Consider the following 19,093-nt stretch of genomic DNA (forward strand, 5'->3'; position numbering starts at 1 on the left):
GCGGTCCTGACGGGATTTGAACCCGCGGCCTCCACCTTGACAGGGTGGCGAGCACTCCAAACTGCTCCACAGGACCAAGCTTGCGCGAGAACAAGTCTCGCACAGGATTGTGCGTGCCCCCAACGGGATTCGAACCCGTGCTACCGCCTTGAAAGGGCGGCGTCCTGGGCCACTAGACGATGAGGGCTAATTGGCCCGCCTGGGCGCTTTGCAGCGCGTCGGGGACGTGAGAAGCATATGGGATGCGGGGAGGTATCGCCAAAACGGTTTCCGACGGGGCCCGCCGGCGCCGCCGGAGACCGGCACCGGACGGGTACGAGCCGGGGCGCGCGGAGCCGAGCCGAGGTGCGTCGGGGCAACCCCGAACCCTCGGCGAGCCGCACCGCCGTCCCCGCACTCGGCGCCCCGCGCCCGGGTGACCCACAATGGCCGGGTGCTGGAGATGACGCGCGAGGAGTTCGAGGAACTGGTCGGCGAGGCGCTCGACCGGATCCCGCCCGAGCTGACACGGCTGATGGACAACGTCGCGGTGTTCGTCGAGGACGAGCCCGCCCCGGACGACCCCGAACTGCTCGGCCTCTACGAGGGAACCCCGCTCACCGACCGGGGCGAGTGGTACGCCGGTGTGCTCCCGGACCGGATCACCATCTACCGGGGCCCCACGCTGCGGATGTGCGAGACGCGCGAGGACGTGGTCGCCGAGACGGAGGTGACGGTGGTCCACGAGATCGCCCACCACTTCGGCATCGACGACGAACGCCTCCACGCACTCGGATACGGGTGAACGGGCGCGGGTGAGCGGGCGCGGGTGAGCGGGCGCGGGTGAACCCGCGCGGCTGAACGCGCCCGGCAGCGTCAGGCAGAACTGATCCGTCACGACCCACCCCGGCACGACCCGCCCCGACCAAGTAGCACCCGTCACGGCCCACCCCGGCCGGCAGAACCCGGCACCGGCCCACGCGGCCCCGTCCGCGCCGCTCGGACGGATGTCGGATCGCAAGCCGGGTGTGCCCCGGGCGTGTCCCCCGTGGGGGCGCGGGAGTTGGAACGTATGACCCCGCCGCTCCCGTGTTCCGGAGGTGCCCCCGTGCGCCAGTTGACCACCCCTGTCCGCCTGGCCGAGCTGGCCGTGACCGTCGTGGTGCTCGCGGCGTCGGCGGGCTGCATGAGCGTGAGCGAGGACGAGGGGAAGCCGAAGCCCTCGGTGTCCGCGGGGCAGCGCGGTGGGGCGGCCAAGTCCGACGAGGGCAAGGGCGGGGCCGGTACGGGCCGGGAGCACGGCGGCAAGCGGGATCCGAAGGCGCCGGGCGGATCGTCCGGGAAGCCCAGTGCGGGCGGGTCGCCGGGGGCGTCGGGCCCGGCCGCGCCGTCGGCGGGGGCCAACCCGAAGCCCGGCGGTCCCGGTCCGGCCAAGCCGTCGCCGGGTGCCCCCTCGCAGCCGGCCCCGTCGCCGACCCACTCGGTCCCGGCCCCGCCGCCCGTCTCGCCGCCCCCGCCGCCCTCGTCGCCGCCGCCTCCGCCGGCCTCCCCTTCGACGACCCCGGGGGCCGACACGCACAACACCGCGCTCCATCGGAACCAGCCCCCGACCGATCCGGAGCCGACCGCATCACCGCAGGTCGGACCGGTTTAGGAGGACTGGGTTTGCCTTAAGGGGGTGAGGGTGCGTATGGTAGTAGATCGTTTGATCCCATTGCCCGGCGCCGACACAGAAGAGCGCCGTGTGGCGCGTATTCCCTAGCCGTGGCTGACCGCATTGAGGCGGTCGAATTGCGAATTCACGGAGTTGACGGGCGCGTGCCGAGACTCCGGAAGGTTTCGCATTTCGCATGTCCATTTCCAGCACTGATCACTCCGTCCTGCCCGAGAACGACAACAACGACTCCCTCGTCGCCCTTGAGGCCGTCGAGGCTCCCGAGAACGACGTCGTCGAGGCCGTAGCGGCCTCCGACGTCATCGAGGTCGTCGAGATCGTCGAGTCCGAGGCGGACGAGAACACCGAGCCCACCGTCACCTTCGCGGACCTCGGTCTGCCCGAGGGTGTCGTGCGCAAGCTCGCGCAGAACGGCGTGACCTCCCCCTTCCCGATCCAGGCCGCGACCATCCCGGACGCCCTGGCCGGCAAGGACATCCTCGGCCGTGGCCGCACCGGCTCCGGCAAGACCCTCTCCTTCGGTCTGCCGACCCTGGCCCAGCTGACCGGCGGCCACACCGAGAAGAAGAAGCCCCGCGCGATCATCCTCACGCCGACGCGTGAGCTCGCGATGCAGGTCGCGGACGCGCTCCAGCCGTACGGCGACGTGCTCGGCCTGAAGATGAAGGTCGTCTGCGGCGGTACGTCGATGAGCAACCAGATCTACGCCCTTGAGCGCGGTGTCGACGTCCTCGTCGCCACCCCGGGCCGTCTGCGCGACCTCATCAACCGCGGCGCCTGCTCGCTCGCCAACGTCCAGGTCGCCGTCCTCGACGAGGCCGACCAGATGTCCGACCTGGGCTTCCTGCCCGAGGTCACCGAGCTGCTCGACCAGATCCCCGGCGGCGGCCAGCGCATGCTCTTCTCCGCCACCATGGAGAACGAGATCAGCACGCTGGTCAAGCGCTACCTGACGAACCCCGTCACGCACGAGGTTGACAGCGCGCAGGGCAACGTCTCGACGATGACCCACCACGTCCTGGTCGTGAAGCCGAAGGACAAGGCGCCGGTCACGGCCGCCATCGCCGCCCGCAAGGGCCGCACGATCATCTTCGTCCGCACCCAGCTCGGCGCGGACCGCATCGCCGAGCAGCTCTGCGAGTCGGGCGTGAAGGCCGACGCGCTGCACGGTGGCATGACCCAGGGCGCGCGCACCCGCGTCCTCGAGGACTTCAAGAAGGGCTACGTCAACGCGCTCGTCGCGACCGACGTCGCCGCGCGCGGCATCCACGTCGACGGCATCGACCTGGTCCTCAACGTGGACCCGGCCGGTGACCACAAGGACTACCTGCACCGCTCGGGCCGTACCGCCCGCGCCGGCAAGTCCGGTGTCGTCGTGTCGCTGTCGCTGCCGCACCAGCGCCGCCAGATCTTCCGGCTGATGGAGGACGCGGGCGTCGACGCCTCGCGCCACATCATCCAGAGCGCCGGCGCGTTCGACCCGGAGGTCGCCGAGATCACCGGCGCCCGTTCGCTGACCGAGGTCCAGGCCGACTCGGCGAACAACTCGGCCAAGCAGGCCGAGCGCGAGGTCGCCGACCTCACCAAGCAGCTGGAGCGCCTGACCCGTCGGGCCGGTGAGCTCCGCGAGGAGGCCGACCGCCTGGTGGCGCGTGCCGCCCGTGAGCGTGGCGAGGACCCGGAGGCCGCGGTCGCCGAGGTCGCCGCCGAGGCCGAGGCCGAGGTCGCGGCTGCTGCTGCCGCCGCTGCCGTGCAGGTCAAGGAGGAGTCCCGCGAGGAGCGCGGTGGCTTCCAGCGCCGTGACGACCGGGGCAACTTCGAGCGCCGCGACAACCGTGGCGGCGACCGTGGCGACCGTGGTGGCTTCAACCGCGACCGTCGTGACGAGCGTCCCTCGGGCGGCTTCAACCGCGGTGGCGGCGACCGTCCGTTCAACCGTGACCGCCGTGACGAGCGTCCGGCCGGTGGCGGCTTCCGCCGCGACGACCGCCCCTCGGGTGGTTTCCGTCGCGACGAGCGTCCCTCGGGTGGCTTCAACCGTGACGACCGCGGTGGCGACCGTGGCGGCTTCCGCCGCGACGACCGTCCCTCCGGTGGCTTCCGCCGCGACGAGCGCCCCTCGGGCGGTTTCAACCGTGACGACCGCGGTGGCGACCGTGGCGGCTTCCGCCGCGACGACCGTCCCTCCGGTGGCTTCAACCGTGACGACCGCGGTGGCGAGCGCGGCGGCTTCAACCGCGACCGTCGTGACGAGCGTCCCTCGTCGGGCGGCTTCAACCGCGGTGGCAGCGACCGTCCGTTCAACCGTGACCGTCGTGACGACCGTCCCGCCGGCGGCGGCTTCCGCACCGGGGGCCACGACCGCCCGCAGGGCCGCCGTGACGAGCACCGCGGTACCGGCACCAGCACCGGCACCTTCGGTCGCCGTGACGACAAGCCCCGCTGGAAGCGCAACGGCTGATCCCGCTGCCTGACGGCTCATCAGGGCCCGTACGACACCTGCTCGGTGTGGTGCGGGCCCTTTTGCATGGCTCTTGCGTGGGCCTCGCCCCATGGCCGAGGCGTACGTATGGGGCGTACGCCCATGAGCCCGGGCCCACGCATCCGACGACCCGTCAGATTTCGGCCACCGGGTGGCGCATGGTCGGCCTCCGGTGAGGGAATCGCTGGGGGCATGACAAACGACGCCAGCACCAACTCCCCGGAGAAACAAGGATCCGCCGGTGTGGCCACGAGCGACGAGGAACTCCTGGCGCGGCTCGGCTACAAGCAGGTCCTGGCCCGCCGGATGTCGGCGTTCTCCAACTACGCCGTCTCGTTCACGATCATCTCGGTGCTGTCCGGCTGCCTGACGATGTACGCGTACGGCATGAAGACCGGCGGCCCCGCCCTCATCACCTGGGGCTGGGTGGCGGTGGGTCTCATGACGCTGGTCGTCGGCCTCGCGATGGCCGAGATCTGCTCGGCCTACCCCACCTCGGCCGGCCTCTACTTCTGGGCCCACCGGCTGGCCCCGCCGCGCAGCGCCGCGGCCTGGGCGTGGTTCACGGGCTGGTTCAACGTGCTGGGTCAGATCGCGGTGACGGCGGGCGTGGACTTCGGCGCGGCGTCGTTCCTCGGGGCGTATCTGAACCTCCAGTTCGGCTTCGAGGTGACCGCGCCCCGCACGATCCTGCTCTTCGCCGCGATCCTGCTGCTGCACGGCCTCCTGAACACCTTCGGCGTGCGGATCGTGGCGCTGCTGAACAGCGTGAGCGTGTGGTGGCACGTGCTCGGGGTCGTGGCGATCGTGGCGGCGCTCATGCTCGTACCGGACACGCATCAGTCGACGTCGTTCGTCTTCACGCGCTTCGTGAACGAGACCGGCTTCACCAACAGCGTGTACGTGGTCCTGATCGGCCTGTTGATGGCGCAGTACACCTTCACCGGGTACGACGCCTCCGCGCACATGACGGAGGAGACGCACGACGCGTCGACGGCCGGCCCGCGCGGCATCGTCCGCTCCATCTGGACCTCCTGGATAGCGGGCTTCGTCCTCCTGCTCGGCTTCACGTACGCGATCGGCTCGTACGACACCCAGCTCAACTCGGACACGGGCGCGCCGCCGGCCCAGATCCTCCTGGACTCCCTCGGCGAGACCGGCGGGAAGCTGCTCCTGCTGGTGGTGATCGGCGCCCAGCTCTTCTGCGGGATGGCCTCCGTGACGGCCAACTCCCGCATGATCTACGCCTTTTCGCGCGACGGGGCCCTGCCGTTCTCCCGCCTCTGGCACACCGTGAGCCCGCGCACCCGCACCCCGGTCGCGGCGGTCTGGCTGGCCGCGATCGCAGCGCTCGTCCTCGGTCTGCCGTACCTCATCAACGTGACGGCGTACGCGGCCGTGACGTCGATCGCGGTGATCGGCCTCTACATCGCGTACGTCATCCCGACCCTGCTGCGCCTGTTCCGCGGCGACGACTTCCCCCGGGGCCCCTGGCACCTGGGCCGCTGGTCCCGCCCGGTGGGCGTCGTCGCGGTGGCCTGGGTGGCGGTCATCACGGTCCTGTTCATGCTGCCCCAACTCTCCCCGGTCACCTGGGAAACCTTCAACTACGCCCCCCTGGCAGTCCTGGCGGTCCTCGGCTTCGCCACGACGTGGTGGCTGGCGTCGGCCCGCCACTGGTTCCTGCGGGGGGCTCGGGGGGAGTAGGGGGCGGCTTGGGCTCCGCTTGTGCGGCCTCGGAGCGGCATGGGAATTTCGCCCCGATATATCCGGCTCTGGCGGGACCGGACGGCCACCCGCCCGACCCGCGACGGGCCCGACACCCGATACCCGATCGGCTGCCGGGCGCCGTCCGGCTATGCTCGGGGGTGACTCGCCAAGGGCCATTAGCTCAATTGGCAGAGCAGCGGACTTTTAATCTCATTCTGTCGAATTGCCCCTCGGCCAAGCCGAGTTGAGGAAGTCCCGCCCGTATCGCTCTGACCTGCATGTTCGGTGACCCGACTGGTAATACCCGGTCGGGTTTTGCCGTGCCGCCGAGCGGCTGGTGAGACCGAGGTGAGACCGGAGGGGCGGGCGCGGTGGCGGGGGACCAAGTCCGCGACCTTGTCGGCGAGTTCCCGGTCGAGCTCCACAAACAGCGAGGTGTACGTGTCGCCGGCGAGCTTGATCGTGGAGTGCCGAAGGGTGACCTTCACGGCGAAGATATCGCGGGCCTCGTGGTAGACGAGCGAGGCCGCAACGTGCCGCAGGTCCCGAAGGTTGATCGGCGGTAGATCGGTCTGCCCGAGGATGCGCTCGAACGTGTTGCTCACCTTCTGCGGGTGCAGCCATGAACCGTCGAGTTCTGTCCAGACCTTCCCGGTCTCGTGCCACACCTTCCCCTGTGCGAGGTGTGCCTCTTTCTGCGCCTGCTGCCGTGCCTGACGGCGCCGCAGTACGGCCACGCTCGCATAGTCGAGCGAGATCGTGTCCGCGCTGCCCTCGGTCTTGGGCGGGCTCTCGTAGGGCGTCCAGCCATCGACGACGAGTTCCGACGCGGGCGTGATCGTGGCCTCGTCGAGGTCGAGGTTCGTCCAGTCCTGCCCGACCCCCTCGCCGCGCCGCAACCCACGGTGGCCCATGACGTGAAAGATCGAGTGGTACAGCTCGTCGTCTTCGTGGGCAGCGTCGTACGCCTCGGCGGCGTCGAGGAACTCGCCGTACTGGTCCGGGGTCCACACCATGACGGGGCCCGGGACGAGCCCGGTCTCGCGCCACTGCCTGACGCGAGCCTCTGTCCAGAGCAGGGGCTTAGGGCGCGGCGCTGCGGTGAGCTCGACATACTTCGCCGGATTAAAGGTGATGATCTGTTGCACGATCGCCCAGTTCAGGGCAGCGCGGAGCGTCCGGCGAATGCTCTGGACTCCGCCGGCGCCGGTCACCTTCCGGAACGGTGGCATCTCGGCGAGCTTCGCTTTCTCGACGGCGATGCGGGCTCGCTCGGCCTCGGTCGGTCGACCAGGGCGGCTCGCCTTGCAGCGCGCTACCTGCTCGCGCCGTGCCTGGTTCTCGGCGACGGCGACCTCGGCGTGATCCTCGATCGCGTCGAACAGCTCGGTCATGTCGCCGACGCCGAGCCGGTCGTCGACGACAAGGTGCCCACCGTGCGGCTTGAGGTGAGCGCGTATGTGCGAGCCGTACCCGTTGCGGGTGGTCGCGCGGAGTGCCTTACGCGCGCGCATGAACTCGTCGAGCATGTCCCCGAGGGTGAGCTCTTCGGTCATGCTCCGCTTGGACCGGATACGCCGCTTGACCTCGTCGGCGGTCGGGATCTCGGACTTGTCGGCGGAAACCTTGGCGAGCAGGTCGCCGAGCGCCTGCTGCGCGCGGGCGTCGTTCTCCCCCGGGATGGCGAGCAGAGCGCGCACCTTGTCGAGGTCGCCCTGCGCTTCCTTCTGTGCGGAGTAGCTACCACGGCGGAAAGATCGACGGGTGCCCTCTGCGTCGGTCGGTAGCTCCTGCTTGACGTTCCAAGAGCCGTGGCGCTTGTTCTTCAACTTGGGGCACGACGCGCCGTACTGCTGGCGAGTACCGGGGATGCGGCAAGCGCAGCGTCTGTAGGTAGAGCCTTTCACTCGTCCCCCTCCTGGTTCGTGGTGAGCGCCTCGGGGGCGTGGACCATGTCGAGTGCGGTCATGTCGCCGATCCACTCGCGTTGCAGGGTGGGGACGGCGAGACCCGCGCGGGTCATGTCGTTGATGACGTGGGCGAGGTCGTCGAGTCGTTCGACGTACTCGCGGTGGTACTCGGGCACGCCCTTGGGGTCGGCTCGCGGATCGGTCTTGGCGTTCTCCGTGAGGCGGTGCGCCTTGGTGACGGCGAGACGGCGCCGGTCAAACTCGGGGTACAGCGATGCCGGATAGGCAGCGGCGCCCCACGCGGCAGACCACTTCGGCCCATGGCCACCGATGGGGCGGGGGTCGGCGTAGTGGCGCCCGTCGACAGGGCCGGCCAGCGTCGGAGTCTCTTCCCCGGTGAACCACTTCCACACCGTGTACGGGTCGCGCGGCTCGGCTGCGGGAACCGTGGGAACGGTGTCTTCGCCCCCCAGGGGAAGAGCCAGGAGAAGCGGGGGGACCGCAAGGGCGAGGCCGAGCACGAGCAGCTCGTCGACGCTGACCTCGCGGCGGCGTTTGCCTTCCTTGTTTCGCCGCCCGGTCTCAATGTTGGTGATCGCTGCATAGGTCAGATCAGGTGCGCCGAGGCGTGCGCATTCCTCGGCGAGCTGCTCGCGGGTGAGCCCGAGCCGTGCGCGGTGCTTGCGCATCTGCTCGGCGACGACGTCGCTCTGCGTTCCGTGATGATGCATATCGACACAGTAGCAATTCATATTGCACCGTGTCACGTGGTCTGGGTACGTTGGATCTCCGCTGACATAAAGGGGTGGACCATGACGCAGACCGACCAGGAGATGACCCACGAGGAACTCATGACCCTTCCGGTAGTCGTCCCACTGGAGACGGCGAACCGGGCACTCGGCATCGGCCGAACCCGTGGATATGACATGGCCAAGCGGGAGGCGTACCCGGTTCGGGTCCTGCGGCACGGCCGGCGCTACACCGTGTCGCGCTACGACCTGCACAGGCACCTCGGCGTCGTGCGTGAGGGAGACGCGCACGGCCGAGCTGACGCCGCGTAAGGTCGTCGTGTTCCCCGACGTGACGCGGCCGGAGATACCCGATCACAGCCCGGGGATGCGCCCGCTATGCTGGGCGCGGCGGGCCGTTAGCTCAATTGGCAGAGCAGCAGACTTTTAATCTGACGGTTGCGGGTTCAAGTCCCGCACGGCCTACCAATGCCGAGCCCCGTTCTCGATCAGAGAGCGGGGCTCGGCCCATGTGTGGCGCACAACGGCCCCGGATTCTGCCGCAAGGCAGACCGGGGCCGCTGCGTTCCGGCTTGCTGGTTCATGCGAAGGAACGGCAAGCGGAATAATCGAACTCTAGTTCCCATCGGTTCGGGATGCGACCTACGCAGGCCCCCGCGCGTCGACAGGAACCTGCGCGGGGCGCCCTAGATCGGCAGTGCCCAGCTAGGCCCGTGCGGCACACGGAGCCAGACCGTTTGCGCATCCGGCGTGATGGTCATCCCGAACTCAGACACATGCGGCGAGCCGTGGCTCTGCCACGTGGCGACCGAATCCTCGACCTTGTCCCACAGCCTGAACGGTCCGCGCTGGACCACGGTCCACCCCTCGCCATCGTCGGCCACACGGACCCGTGCCTGCGACCCGGTGGCCACATCGAGCAGCACCTGCTCGGCACCCGCGCCGAGGTGTTCAGCCGAGGGCGCGGCGAGCTGGGCGACGAACCGGCCGGTCCAGTCGTCGAGCAGGGCGGGGTCGATCCGGCTTGGACGCTCGTCCCCGGGGAGCAGCTCGAACGGCCCGTGCGGTGGGTGGTTGTGAGGGCGGGCGATCATGAACGAGGTGTAGCCGGGCAGGAAGCGACCCCGTGCGGCGCCGTTCTCCTTGACCGTGAGGCGGACGAGTCCGTACGCGGCGCCCCAGCCCGAGAGGGTGACGAGCAGCGTGCCCCCGGGGGCGAGCTGCTGTAGCAGCCCGTACGGGACGTGCCGCATCGAACAGAACGCGATCACGATGTCGTACGGGGCTCGGTCGGGGTAGCCGCGCAGTCCGTCGGCGGTGACGAGGGTCGGCGCGTAGCCGGCTTCCCCGAGAGCCTTACGAGCACGCTCTGCCGCATCGGTATCTGTCTCGACCGATGTCACGTTCTCCTCGCCGGCGATCTCGCAGGCGTAGGCGGTCGAGAGGCCCGTTCCTGTGCCGATGATGAGGACGCGCTTACCGCGGGCGACGCCTGCCTGTTCGAGCATCCACAGCACGACCCCGGGCAGGGTCGAGGACGAGGTCGGGCTGCCCCCGGTGACGGGGCCGGCTGCGTCTTCGGCGAGCACGCCGTCGATCTGAGTTACCCAAGTCTGATTCTGGTACGTGAGGTGCAGCCACTCGTCGGCCGGAGTGTCGTCGCGGCGGGTGGGTGTCCAGACCGTGACGCCGGGGGGCTTGCTCGGCCTGTAGATCGCGCTGCCGAGAAACACCTCGCGGGGGACGGTTTCAGCCGCGCGGCGTACTTCGGGGTCGTGCAGCACGTCCTCGTCGACGAGCTGCTCGACGAGCCGGCGGCGTAGCTCGGAGGCGGTTACCTGGGTCATGCGGTGTCGCCCTTCTGGAGGGTGTCGGCGAGCGCGCTCGCGATGGCGCGGGTGGTGCCCTCGTCGACGAACGCCCATTGCCCGTTGGGGTTGCATTCGAGGAACCACCATCGGCCGTCCGCGTCGAGGGCGAAGTCGAAAGCGCCGTAGTGGAGCCCGAACGTATGAAGGAAGGCGCGCGCGGCGTCGCGCACAGGGTCGGGCACGGGGATGGGTGAGCAGGTGATCAGGCTTTGGTCCTGGCGCCAGTCGAGATGATCGCCGTCGGTGTCGATACGGCTCGCGAACGCTTCACCCCCGACCATGGCGAGGCGGATGTCGGCGACCTTCGGCACGCAGGCTTGGAAGAGATGCGGGCACAGTGCGATCGAGTCGTCGAGTTCGTCCGCCTGGACCGTGCGCACCCAGACGGTTCGGTTCCGGCCGTCGTCGCACGCGAGGTGTACCCGGTGTACGGGTTTGTAGATCACTGTCCCGTGCTCGGCCGCGAACTTGACCGCGTCCGCCGGCACGTCCGTAATCAGGGTGTCGGGAAGCGTGAACCCCAAGCGTGCCGCAGTGGCGAGCTGGAGCACCTTGTTCTCGGCATCACGGTTCCGCGCAGGGTGGTTGACGTAGAGGGCCCCCGGAAGCGCGTGCAGAACTCCCATGTAGCCACGGCGCGACTGCTCGATCGCGAACTGCTGCTCGGCGGTCTCTGCCTCCTGCGGGTTACCGAAAGGGGTCGGCCGTCGCCAGTAAACGGAGCGCACGCCGGACAGTTCAAGGTGTCGGGTCGACGTGGTGACGTCTCCGGTGAAGACGCCTCGTTCGATCCGGGCACTCATGTTGGCGATGTGAGGGAAGTCGGCGGAGGGGTCGAGCCGTACGACCGGAACGCCCCGGTCGTACAACTCTTCCACCACCAGATCCGCCGTAACGTCACCAAGCGAGGTGACGACGAGAACCGGTGAATCGAGCATGTCAGTCCGAGTCGCTGTCGTCCGTGAGGTCTTCGTCCGAGGGCGGGGGCGGGTTGGGACCGCCACCGTCGGACGATGTGGAGGTCTGGTTGGCGGTCGTCGTTCCCGTGCCATGCCCGGCCATCTCAATGCGGTTCCCGTCCGCGTCGAGGTATCGGGTCACTTGCGTCTCGGGATCTATCTCCGTCCGGGCATAGGGCACCGGAGTGACGTCCGGGTACAGCGCCAATCGCTGTACGCCCCAGGGTGCCGCCGTGGAAGTGGACATGTTTCTCCTTCGAGGTCGATGTCGCTCGGGTGGTGCAGTCCGCCCTCGCGCGGTGGCACGGGCGGAGGTCTGTTGGAGGCGTACGGAACTGCTACGGAATCCCCTACGGCGTGTGGGAGCCGTAGGCAAGAGTGAGGAGAGTCAAGGTGTGCAGTGCGCTTCGGTTGGGTGCCCAGCGGCGCCACATGGCGGCGAACTCGTTTTCCCTTGACGGAAGTTGGAGACTCGGCGCGGCCCTGCCTGCCCAGGTGCGCACGGCGAGGTCGCCGTGCGGGTAGACGGCGTGGTCGCCTGTGTAGTCCGCAGTTGCTGCGGCGGCGGTCCACGGGCCGATGTACGGGACCTCTACGAGCTCTTTCACGAGGCGGTCGGCGTCGAGGGTGGACCAGTGCTCGCCACGGTCGAGGTAGGCCCGTGCGGCGGAGCGTAGGGCCGTGCGGTTGAACGCCGCGCCGATGGTGGCGAACTGCTCGTCGTTCAGGGCGAGGACGGTCTCGGGGGTGGGGGCGAGGGCGAGCGGGCCGGCGATCGTCTCGACGCTCCGCCCGTACGCGGCGTAGTAGGCACGGTGCCGTTCCTTCGCTGTGCGGGCCCGTACGACTTGCCGAAGTAGAGCGGTGGTGATCGCGTCCCACAGTGACGGATTGGTGAGCCTCTGCACTGTGCCGAGGCGTGCCAACTCGCGTACGAGGGGCTGCGCTTCGGTGTGGTGAGGCAGGTTGATCGGAGAGACGTAGGCCACGGGGGGTAGCTCGACGTCGGTAGTGCCGACAGATCGCAGCAGGAGCGCGTCGCCTTGCCAGTGCGCAACCCATGCGACGCCGTTGTGCTCGACGACGCGCACAACTCCCTCGGGGGTCTCATGCCATGCAGGGTGTTCCGTGACGATGCTGGTAGTGCTCATGAGCTCAATTCCGGTCGCCTGGCGGACAGTTGTGGGGGGTGAACACAGGAACCGTCGACCGTGAGCTCGACGTATTGCAGCGGACGCACAGACCACTCGACGCGCGCGCCACTGTGGGTTATGACGGTGAATCCGCAATCGGTACCGGTGGCCAAGGATGCGAGGGCATGAATCCAACCGGTGTTGGTCCATTCGACGGCGCGCTCGACCTCGCGCGGCGTCATGCCGAGTACGTGGCTATTGCGTACTTCAATGCGCAGATAGCGAATTGCGGCGTGCGCGTTGTCCATCATCCGGAGCTCAACCGGCTCGGGTCGTACGTCGTTCGTCGAGCGGTAGCGCAGCACCGTGAACCAGAAACCATGATCGACGTGGGCCTCGGTCAGGGCGAGGCGAGCGGGCAATGTTGCCCCCGTACCGGCCGCTTGCGGCTGCCGTAACTGCATGGCCTGCCCTCCTGTTGCAGCGGCATGGTTGCCCCCTCCCTGATGGCGCAGGGACGGACAGGCAGGGGGCAACCCTCGGGGGATCTCCCTAACACCCGTAGAAGCAGGGAGAGTTACGCCGCGTGGGGCACAGTCCTGCCGAGGAATCGACCCGATGCGGCGACACACTGTGAAGGTAGCGGCACGGAGAGAAGGCAGGCAAGTGTGCAACGGGGCATACATGCCGATTGGCATATGCCGATGCCCCCCGCCCTGGTCAGAGCGGGGGGCACAGTTGGCGTGCTCCGAGGTGCTACAGGTCGACGCCCTCGATCAGGTGGTCGTACTCGCCGGCCTTGACTCCCAGGACGAACGCCAGGAACTTCGTGGGGGTGGTGGTGACAACAACGCCGGGGATGTCACTCTCGCGAAGCACGATGTTGCCCTCGTGTGGTGCGGCCTCGACGCAGTTCTCTCCTCCGCCCCCGGAGAACGACGACTTTTGCCAGTTAATGGGTGCGCTCATGCCTCTATTACTCACAGTTCTCGTGCGATGTGGTGGATGAGTTGCCGGGATTCTTCGGGGTCGAGCGAGGCGTGCTCGGCGATGTCGAGCAACGTTCGGTACTTCTTGAGGTCGGCATCTGCGTCCAGGAATCGACCTCCGAAAGCGCTGTCGATCTGGACAGTGTCGAGCTGTGAAACGACACCGGTCGCGTATAGCACTGGCTGAGTGACTTCGATGAAATCCTCGCTCGTGAAGGGAATCACTCGCACGGTGACGGTGGGCAACTTGGACACCTCCATCAGGTTGTCGAGCTGCTCGCGGGCAACCTTCCGCCCGCCGAAGCGCATCCGCAGTGCTGCCTCGTGAATGATCGCCTCGAACTCGGGAGGGCTCGGCCGGTCGAAAATCTTGACCCGCCTCATGCGGTGCTCGACACGGGCGTCGACCTCGTCGGCGGGGAGTTTTGGTGTGGTGCCGGCGAACAGGGCGCGAGCGTAGTTCTCCGTCTGGAACAGTCCTGGCAGGGTGACGCTCTGCATCGAACGCAGGGCGAGGGCGTGGTGCTCAAGTTCGGCGATGTCGAGGAATCCGGGGGCAAGGATGCCCCGATATTCGTCAAACCAATGTTGGCCCCGGTGCTCCCGCGCGATGGCACACAGAGCCTCGATCAGTTCGGTGTCGTCGCACGAGTAGAAGGTCGCAAGCCTGCGAATCCGCTCCTCGCTCACGCCGATACGGCCAGCCTCCATGTGGCTGATCTTCGCTTGGTCGATTGAGAGCAAACCGGCGGACTCTCGGGCGGCCTTGCCTGCACTCTCGCGGAGCTTCCGCAGCTCAGCGCCCAAACGAGCCTGCCGTGCGGTCGGGTTGTCCCTCGGCGGCATGAGTCCCTTCCCCTGTCTGCTCAGAGTGTCCCGCGTAACCGTACGGCTGGTCCACCTGTTAGCACCACCATCGGACTGGCACTTGCCACGTGGCATACATGCCCCCTATGGTCCTGGCAGCACCGCGTCGCTATGTCAGTAAGACCGAAGTGCAGCCGCTGGTACGTCAGTTGACGTGCCGCCCGGGGGCGGCCATTGCCACGCATGGCGAGCAACGCGAGCGCCTACCGCGTTGGGAGACGACGACATGAAGACTGCACCTGCCTTAGCACCTCCCGCACCTCCCGCTGAACCCCCTACGAGCTACCGTCTGACCGTCCCGAACGGCGCGACCGCCCCCGGGGTTGCTCGGGACCTGGTCGCTGCTCTGCTGCGCTCGACCGGGCACCCGCAGCTCGTCGAGGCTGCTCGGCTCTGCACGAGCGAGGCCATGACGAATGTGCACCGCCACGCTCCCCGTACAAGGCTCGTCCACGTCGAGGTGTCGGTCGGCTCCAAGGGGGTCACGGTGTGCGTGGTCGATGACGAGCCGCACCTGCTGCCCGAGCCACAAGAGCGCTTTACCGACCAAGAGCGCGGCCTCGGCCTGTACCTGATCTGTACGTGTTCCGACGCCTGGGGCGTGACCCTGCGCGGCGGACTGATCGCCAAAACCAAGTCCGTTTGGTTCCGCCTCGACGAGGGTGGACGGGGGGTCGCATGATCACGCCGACTCGCGTCAACGTTTCCCGAATCGCGGGGAAGGACGGGCGGGGCCCGCTGTGGCTCTACTTCGATTCGGCTGTTCTGGTCGAGCTCGCCCCCGAGGTCGCCCGCGACACGGTGTACCAACTCGCTGAACACTGCGGCCTGTTGGTCATGTCCGCCACGGTAGCGAACGAGGAGGTCGAGTGATGCTCGCGACAACGGTCGACCGCGCCTTATGGGGTGTTGTCGCCGTCGGGGTCGGCCTCGGCGTGCTCGCGCTCGTCGTCATCTATGTCTCGATGCCGAACACCCGTAGGTGGTCCGAACCTCCGCCGGCCGAGGGCAGCGTCGTGCGCTGCTACTGCTACGACCGTCCGATTCGCGTCAAGGTCATCGGGCCCAAACGCAAGAGGCGAGGGCCGGTCCTGCTGCCCGCGCAACCCGCTCAAGACACGAGGTCGGCACGGCACGCGCGCCTGTCGACGCCGTCAACTGATCCACCCACACAGCCAATTCGCCGTATCCGCCCGAACGTCTCCCACGCGGGGGCGGACGGCGATCGAGAGGGGGGTGCAGTTCCCATACCCGCGACCGTGTAGGTACGTGCGTGTGGTGACCCCCAGAGAGGGCCCTCGACTTGGTGGCTCCCCGTCGAGGGCCCTCTCTCCTGCCTGCACAACGACAAAGAGCGCCCCCGCTACCGGCACGAGGCCGGTAGCAGGGGCGCAGTGCTGTGTCAGCTGAGGATGTGGACCAGGAACCAGGCGGAAAATCCGAGCCACGCGACGGCGAACGCCGCGCGCCCGGGGCGGGTATGGGTGCGGAACCACACTCGGACGCGTTCCGAGAGCGTGTCGCCCGGTTGCGCGTTGCGGAGCGCCCAGAGTTCGACCAGGGCGCCGACGGCGAGCACGGCGCCCCATATGACATCCGGCTGCGTCATGGTGCGCACCTCCTTATCGGGCGAGCAGGGAGACCGCAGCCACGGTGACGCCGGCCAGCCCGGTCAGGGTCCCAATACTGGGGAGTGGCCAACGGCGGGTTTCAAGGGCTTCGAGGCGGTTCTCGTAGTCGTCGAGCCGCTCGTCGGTCTGGTCGGATCGCTGCACGAGCAGGGCGAGCGATCCGTCGATGCGAGCGAACCCGACCTCGACCGTGCCACGGAGCCGTTCAATGGCGACCGCAGCCAAGTCGGACGATGGCTCGGGCAGACTCACACACTGCCCCCGCTCTTGCGGTCGAGGGCGCGCAGCTCGTCGTCAACGCTCGGGGCAGCACTCAGCCACTGGGGCAGCAGGTTGTCGACGACCGGCAGCGCCATCACGCGCGTGAGTCCACCTGCGACGGCGAGCGCGAGGCCGACGCCGGTCGCGGTCTGCGGGATGCCCGAGGCGTCGATGATGAGCGGGAGGCCGGCGGCGATGCCGAGCACGGTCTGCACGACGGTGCGAACGGTGCGGCGGGCAGCGTCAGTCATGGGTGATTCCTCTTTCTGTAGCGGGGAGTTGACGGCGCCCGCCCGCAGGTGCGGGCGGGCGCGGGGCGGTCAGACCTTGGGGACCTTGAGCGCGGCCCACGAGGCGGCGCCGGGCCACCCGTCGGCGTCGTCGCCGCTGTGGCCGAGGTGGCGCTGCCACCGTGCGTAGCTCTGCCGGTCCGACTCGGTCCACTGCGGACCGGGCCCCTGCGAGTAGGCCGAGCAGCCGACGGCGACCAGGCGCCGCCCCATGGCGGTCACGACCGGCGAGCGGGGGTTCTTCTTGAACCACGCCACCCCGGGGAACGGCTCGTACTGCTTTGCCGGGGGCGTCGGGTTGGTCGGCTTGGAACCGAGGCGGCGGCCGATCCGGGCGCGCATGTCCGCCATGGCGAACCCCTTCGGGTCCGACTTCCAGTCGCTCCACTCCTTGTGGCCGATCACGGACGCGGCCGACCAGCCGTACGCACGGCAGATCGCCGCCGAGACGCGCTCGATCGCGTCGAGCTGGGCGGCTGGCCACGGGTCCTTGCCATCGCCGAGGTTCACGCACTCGAACCCGTAGAAGTGGCTGTTGCCATCGGCCGCGCCTGCGCTGCCCTCGTGCTTGTGGGTCGCAGGCAGCGACCGCTCGTCGACCACGGCGGCGAGCACGCCCGGGTCGCCGCCCCCGGCATGGTTCGCACGGCCCGAACTGATCAGGTAGACCGTGCCATCCTTCGCGATCACGCCATGGCACAGCGGACCGGGCAGGTCTGCGTATCCGTCGTAGCAAAGACGCACCGAGGCGTCGGTGCCGCTCGAAACGGTGTGGTGGACCATGACGCCGTTGATCGGGCCAAAGGCGCCCTTGTGGTTGCGGTTGTGGGTGCGCCACGAGCCGTACTCGACGACGCGTACGCCCTCGGCCCGGAGGATCGAGACGAGGCGGTCAGGGGTGAACGGGGTAGCCAAGGTGTCTCCAGACATGCGAAAAGCCCCGGCCAGAGGCACGGGGCGAGGGGCGGAAGCGGGGCGGCGTCCTATGCGAGCGCGGCCCAGAAACGGTTAGATCCGTTCTCCATCGAGGCGAGCGCGATGGTGGCGGGGGCGGTCGCGGCGCCGGTCGCGTAGGAACCGAAGCGGCGCACGGTGGTAAGGCCGAAGAAGTTGGGCGGCGAGCCGAAACCCGACTCGGCGACGAGCATCATCGGGCCGTCGCCGGTCGTGGTGTTGTACTGCATCCGCCAGGCGACGTAGTACAGGCCGGCGGGGGCGGAGTAGGCGGCGGTGAGCGGGACCGAGACCGTCGCGCCGCCGGCGCTGTGTGCCTCGGCCGGTTCGGCGCCGGCGGTCGACAGGTCGGCGGTCTGCGCAACCCTGGTTCCGGCGGAGTTGTAGAGCGCGGCCCATGATCCCGTGGTGAGTCCGCCGGCGTATCCGCCGAAGTGCCACACGATCTTTGTCACGGACGCGGCCGAGCGGAGATAGACCGCGGTGACCCGGATCGGGCCCGAACCGGGGTAGAGAGGCGTCGAGTTGCCGACGGCCGGATCGAATGCCCAGGTGAGCAGACCGAGGTCGGACGCGCGCCATTCGCCCCCGCCGAGCGCGTCAACGTAGCTCTTGCGGGCGAGGTGGTTGTCGGCGGTCGGGGCGGCGCTCGACGAGGGCGCGCTGCTGAACGTCTTCGCTCCGGCGACTGTCTGCGTGCCGGTGAGCAGTACCGCAGTACCGGCGGCCTCGGCGCCGACGTCGCCGGCGACGAGGGATACGGCGCCGGTCTTGCCCGCAACGGACTGCACGGGGATGCCGAACGGCTGGACGTACCGCGCGTCGGCGGCGCCCTGGTCGAGCGCACCGAGGTCTGCGGCGGTGAGTACGACGGTGCCGGTCTTGCCGTTGACCGAGTCGACGGCGCCCCCGCCCCCGCCTGTCGGAAGCTGCGCGGCGGGCACCTTCCCGTCGGCCCCGAGGGTGGCGACGCCGTTCGCCGAACCTGCCGCAGCAGTGGCGAGTGCGCCGACGTCGCCGGCGGTCAGGGTAACCGAGGCGGCGCTCTTGCCGTTCACGGACTGCACGACGCCCGGGGCTCCGGGGGCGCCGTCCTTGCCGGGCACCCCCTGCACGCCCTGCGCGCCGGTTGCTCCGGCGGCGCCTTGCGCTCCGGTGGCGCCCGTCGCGCCGGTCGCTCCGCGTGGACCGACGAGGCTCGCAAGCCACTGCACGGGAGTGCCGACGTAGCCGTGCGCGACGGCGACCTCGTACGCCGAATCTCCGCGTACGGCAACGTAGTTGGGTTTCGCCGGATCGGTCGGGGCGATGTCGGCGAGGTCGACCTCGGGCCGCTCGCGAGGTAGCAGAACGTTGTACGAGCGGCCCGCGGGGATGCCGGCGAGCTGCTCGGTCACGGTGTACGACCAGCCGCTCGGGTCCATGTTGGGGGCGTCGGTGGCGGGCAGGGTCGCCGATATCTGCCCCTGCGCGTCAAGGCTCGCGATCACGGGTCCGCCGAGGATGACGTCGGACGCGGGGAAGGTGATCTGTGCGGGGGCACGGAACGTCACGGTGCCGGACAGCGGGCGCCCGTCGGGGGTGAGGAAACGGCCCGTCACGGTGACGGTGGGGATGTCTTCGGGCAGCACGG

At 68.9% G+C, this 19,093-nt stretch carries 21 protein-coding genes and 3 tRNA genes; 8 read left to right on the top strand and 16 right to left on the bottom strand.

Translation table 11 applies throughout. The annotated features are described in order from the left end of the window. Nucleotide 1: 1 nt before the first annotated feature. Nucleotides 2–76, bottom strand: a tRNA-Asp gene (locus tag N4G70_RS17060). Between the two features lie 38 nt (nt 77–114). Then, nucleotides 115–187 (bottom strand) — tRNA-Glu (locus N4G70_RS17065). Between the two features lie 246 nt (nt 188–433). Between N4G70_RS17065 and N4G70_RS17070 the strand changes: the two genes are divergently transcribed. From N4G70_RS17070 to N4G70_RS17085, 4 genes are all read left to right on the top strand, one after another. Continuing rightward, the gene (locus tag N4G70_RS17070) at nt 434–784 is read left to right on the top strand and encodes a metallopeptidase family protein (RefSeq protein WP_261713492.1); all 351 of its coding nucleotides are present in this window, start codon (nt 434–436) and stop codon (nt 782–784) included. Between the two features lie 303 nt (nt 785–1,087). Then, on the top strand, nt 1,088–1,633 hold the full coding sequence (locus tag N4G70_RS17075; protein WP_261713493.1) for a hypothetical protein: 546 nt from the start codon (nt 1,088–1,090) through the stop codon (nt 1,631–1,633). 196 nt (nt 1,634–1,829) lie between these two features. Continuing rightward, the gene (locus N4G70_RS17080) at nt 1,830–4,115 is read left to right on the top strand and encodes a DEAD/DEAH box helicase (RefSeq protein ID WP_261713494.1); all 2,286 of its coding nucleotides are present in this window, start codon (nt 1,830–1,832) and stop codon (nt 4,113–4,115) included. Between the two features lie 213 nt (nt 4,116–4,328). Then, nucleotides 4,329–5,843: an amino acid permease gene (locus tag N4G70_RS17085; protein WP_261713495.1), complete on the top strand. Its 1,515-nt coding sequence runs from the start codon at nt 4,329–4,331 to the stop codon at nt 5,841–5,843. Nucleotides 5,844–6,022: 179 nt separating this feature from the next. Here the strand turns inward: N4G70_RS17085 and N4G70_RS17090 are convergent, their stop codons facing one another. Next, nucleotides 6,023–7,675 carry a site-specific integrase gene (locus N4G70_RS17090; protein WP_315904263.1) on the bottom strand — a complete coding sequence of 551 codons (1,653 nt, stop codon included), beginning with the start codon at nt 7,673–7,675 and terminating at the stop codon, nt 6,023–6,025. 74 nt (nt 7,676–7,749) lie between these two features. Beyond that, the gene (locus N4G70_RS17095; protein WP_261713497.1) at nt 7,750–8,487 is read right to left on the bottom strand and encodes a helix-turn-helix transcriptional regulator; all 738 of its coding nucleotides are present in this window, start codon (nt 8,485–8,487) and stop codon (nt 7,750–7,752) included. A gap of 81 nt (nt 8,488–8,568) precedes the next feature. Here N4G70_RS17095 and N4G70_RS17100 point away from each other — a divergent pair, with 81 nt between their 5' ends. Together N4G70_RS17100 and N4G70_RS17105 are read left to right on the top strand one after the other, a co-directional pair. After that, nucleotides 8,569–8,817, top strand: a complete 249-nt coding sequence (locus tag N4G70_RS17100) for an integrase (RefSeq protein WP_261713498.1) — start codon at nt 8,569–8,571, stop codon at nt 8,815–8,817. Between the two features lie 80 nt (nt 8,818–8,897). After that, nucleotides 8,898–8,973: transfer RNA gene (locus tag N4G70_RS17105), tRNA-Lys, on the top strand. Between the two features lie 218 nt (nt 8,974–9,191). On the opposite strand, the gene tgmC is transcribed toward N4G70_RS17105, so the two are convergent. The 7 genes from tgmC to N4G70_RS17140 form a co-directional block, all read right to left on the bottom strand. Then, complete coding sequence (gene tgmC / locus N4G70_RS17110) at nt 9,192–10,352, bottom strand: ATP-grasp peptide maturase system methyltransferase (protein WP_261713499.1); 1,161 nt, start codon at nt 10,350–10,352, stop codon at nt 9,192–9,194. Further along, nucleotides 10,349–11,314 (bottom strand): ATP-grasp ribosomal peptide maturase, encoded by a 966-nt coding sequence (gene tgmB, locus N4G70_RS17115; RefSeq protein WP_261713500.1) that lies wholly within the window; start codon nt 11,312–11,314, stop codon nt 10,349–10,351. The genes tgmC and tgmB overlap by 4 nt, the downstream gene beginning before the upstream one ends. Nucleotide 11,315: 1 nt before the next feature. Continuing rightward, nucleotides 11,316–11,582, bottom strand: coding sequence for a putative ATP-grasp-modified RiPP (gene tgmA / locus N4G70_RS17120; RefSeq protein WP_261713501.1), 267 nt, complete (start codon nt 11,580–11,582; stop codon nt 11,316–11,318). A 103-nt stretch (nt 11,583–11,685) separates the two neighbouring features. Next, nucleotides 11,686–12,486 carry a hypothetical protein gene (locus tag N4G70_RS17125; protein WP_261713502.1) on the bottom strand — a complete coding sequence of 267 codons (801 nt, stop codon included), beginning with the start codon at nt 12,484–12,486 and terminating at the stop codon, nt 11,686–11,688. Beyond that, a complete protein-coding gene (locus N4G70_RS17130; protein WP_261713503.1) occupies nt 12,483–12,932 on the bottom strand; it encodes a hypothetical protein in 450 nt (149 codons plus the stop codon). The genes N4G70_RS17125 and N4G70_RS17130 overlap by 4 nt, the downstream gene beginning before the upstream one ends. Before the next feature lie 292 nt (nt 12,933–13,224). Next, nucleotides 13,225–13,437, bottom strand: a complete 213-nt coding sequence (locus N4G70_RS17135) for a DUF397 domain-containing protein (protein WP_261713504.1) — start codon at nt 13,435–13,437, stop codon at nt 13,225–13,227. Nucleotides 13,438–13,448: 11 nt separating this feature from the next. Beyond that, nucleotides 13,449–14,303, bottom strand: a complete 855-nt coding sequence (locus tag N4G70_RS17140; protein WP_261713505.1) for a helix-turn-helix transcriptional regulator — start codon at nt 14,301–14,303, stop codon at nt 13,449–13,451. 247 nt (nt 14,304–14,550) lie between these two features. On the opposite strand from N4G70_RS17140, the gene N4G70_RS17145 reads away from it, so the two are divergent. Next, nucleotides 14,551–15,006, top strand: coding sequence for an ATP-binding protein (locus N4G70_RS17145; RefSeq protein WP_261713506.1), 456 nt, complete (start codon nt 14,551–14,553; stop codon nt 15,004–15,006). Further along, nucleotides 15,003–15,197, top strand: coding sequence for a hypothetical protein (locus N4G70_RS17150; protein ID WP_261713507.1), 195 nt, complete (start codon nt 15,003–15,005; stop codon nt 15,195–15,197). The genes N4G70_RS17145 and N4G70_RS17150 overlap by 4 nt, the downstream gene beginning before the upstream one ends. A gap of 529 nt (nt 15,198–15,726) precedes the next feature. On the opposite strand, the gene N4G70_RS17155 is transcribed toward N4G70_RS17150, so the two are convergent. The 5 genes from N4G70_RS17155 to N4G70_RS17175 all read right to left on the bottom strand — a co-directional run bounded on the left by N4G70_RS17155 (nt 15,727) and on the right by N4G70_RS17175 (nt 19,091). Next, nucleotides 15,727–15,933 carry a hypothetical protein gene (locus N4G70_RS17155; protein ID WP_261713508.1) on the bottom strand — a complete coding sequence of 69 codons (207 nt, stop codon included), beginning with the start codon at nt 15,931–15,933 and terminating at the stop codon, nt 15,727–15,729. A gap of 13 nt (nt 15,934–15,946) precedes the next feature. Next, nucleotides 15,947–16,207: a hypothetical protein gene (locus N4G70_RS17160; RefSeq protein WP_261713509.1), complete on the bottom strand. Its 261-nt coding sequence runs from the start codon at nt 16,205–16,207 to the stop codon at nt 15,947–15,949. Beyond that, nucleotides 16,204–16,467: a hypothetical protein gene (locus N4G70_RS17165; protein WP_261713510.1), complete on the bottom strand. Its 264-nt coding sequence runs from the start codon at nt 16,465–16,467 to the stop codon at nt 16,204–16,206. The genes N4G70_RS17160 and N4G70_RS17165 overlap by 4 nt, the downstream gene beginning before the upstream one ends. A gap of 69 nt (nt 16,468–16,536) precedes the next feature. Further along, complete coding sequence (locus N4G70_RS17170) at nt 16,537–17,421, bottom strand: peptidoglycan-binding protein (protein WP_261713511.1); 885 nt, start codon at nt 17,419–17,421, stop codon at nt 16,537–16,539. Between the two features lie 68 nt (nt 17,422–17,489). Further along, nucleotides 17,490–19,091 (bottom strand): phage tail protein, encoded by a 1,602-nt coding sequence (locus tag N4G70_RS17175; RefSeq protein ID WP_261713512.1) that lies wholly within the window; start codon nt 19,089–19,091, stop codon nt 17,490–17,492. Nucleotides 19,092–19,093: the final 2 nt, after the last annotated feature.

It is taken from the genome of Streptomyces sp. ASQP_92, assembly GCF_025399895.1.
Lineage (GTDB): Bacteria > Actinomycetota > Actinomycetes > Streptomycetales > Streptomycetaceae > Streptomyces.

What these genes read in the sequence shown, in the direction of transcription:
- N4G70_RS17080 (WP_261713494.1), top strand. Translation starts at nt 1,830, where the DNA reads ATGTCCATTTCCAGCACTGATCACTCCGTCCTGCCCGAGAACGACAAC.
- N4G70_RS17085 (WP_261713495.1), top strand. Translation starts at nt 4,329, where the DNA reads ATGACAAACGACGCCAGCACCAACTCCCCGGAGAAACAAGGATCCGCC.
- N4G70_RS17095 (WP_261713497.1), bottom strand. Translation starts at nt 8,487, where the DNA reads ATGCATCATCACGGAACGCAGAGCGACGTCGTCGCCGAGCAGATGCGC.
- N4G70_RS17100 (WP_261713498.1), top strand. Translation starts at nt 8,569, where the DNA reads ATGACGCAGACCGACCAGGAGATGACCCACGAGGAACTCATGACCCTT.
- tgmC (WP_261713499.1), bottom strand. Translation starts at nt 10,352, where the DNA reads ATGACCCAGGTAACCGCCTCCGAGCTACGCCGCCGGCTCGTCGAGCAG.
- tgmB (WP_261713500.1), bottom strand. Translation starts at nt 11,314, where the DNA reads ATGCTCGATTCACCGGTTCTCGTCGTCACCTCGCTTGGTGACGTTACG.
- tgmA (WP_261713501.1), bottom strand. Translation starts at nt 11,582, where the DNA reads ATGTCCACTTCCACGGCGGCACCCTGGGGCGTACAGCGATTGGCGCTG.
- N4G70_RS17125 (WP_261713502.1), bottom strand. Translation starts at nt 12,486, where the DNA reads ATGAGCACTACCAGCATCGTCACGGAACACCCTGCATGGCATGAGACC.
- N4G70_RS17130 (WP_261713503.1), bottom strand. Translation starts at nt 12,932, where the DNA reads ATGCAGTTACGGCAGCCGCAAGCGGCCGGTACGGGGGCAACATTGCCC.
- N4G70_RS17135 (WP_261713504.1), bottom strand. Translation starts at nt 13,437, where the DNA reads ATGAGCGCACCCATTAACTGGCAAAAGTCGTCGTTCTCCGGGGGCGGA.
- N4G70_RS17140 (WP_261713505.1), bottom strand. Translation starts at nt 14,303, where the DNA reads ATGCCGCCGAGGGACAACCCGACCGCACGGCAGGCTCGTTTGGGCGCT.
- N4G70_RS17145 (WP_261713506.1), top strand. Translation starts at nt 14,551, where the DNA reads ATGAAGACTGCACCTGCCTTAGCACCTCCCGCACCTCCCGCTGAACCC.
- N4G70_RS17150 (WP_261713507.1), top strand. Translation starts at nt 15,003, where the DNA reads ATGATCACGCCGACTCGCGTCAACGTTTCCCGAATCGCGGGGAAGGAC.
- N4G70_RS17155 (WP_261713508.1), bottom strand. Translation starts at nt 15,933, where the DNA reads ATGACGCAGCCGGATGTCATATGGGGCGCCGTGCTCGCCGTCGGCGCC.
- N4G70_RS17165 (WP_261713510.1), bottom strand. Translation starts at nt 16,467, where the DNA reads ATGACTGACGCTGCCCGCCGCACCGTTCGCACCGTCGTGCAGACCGTG.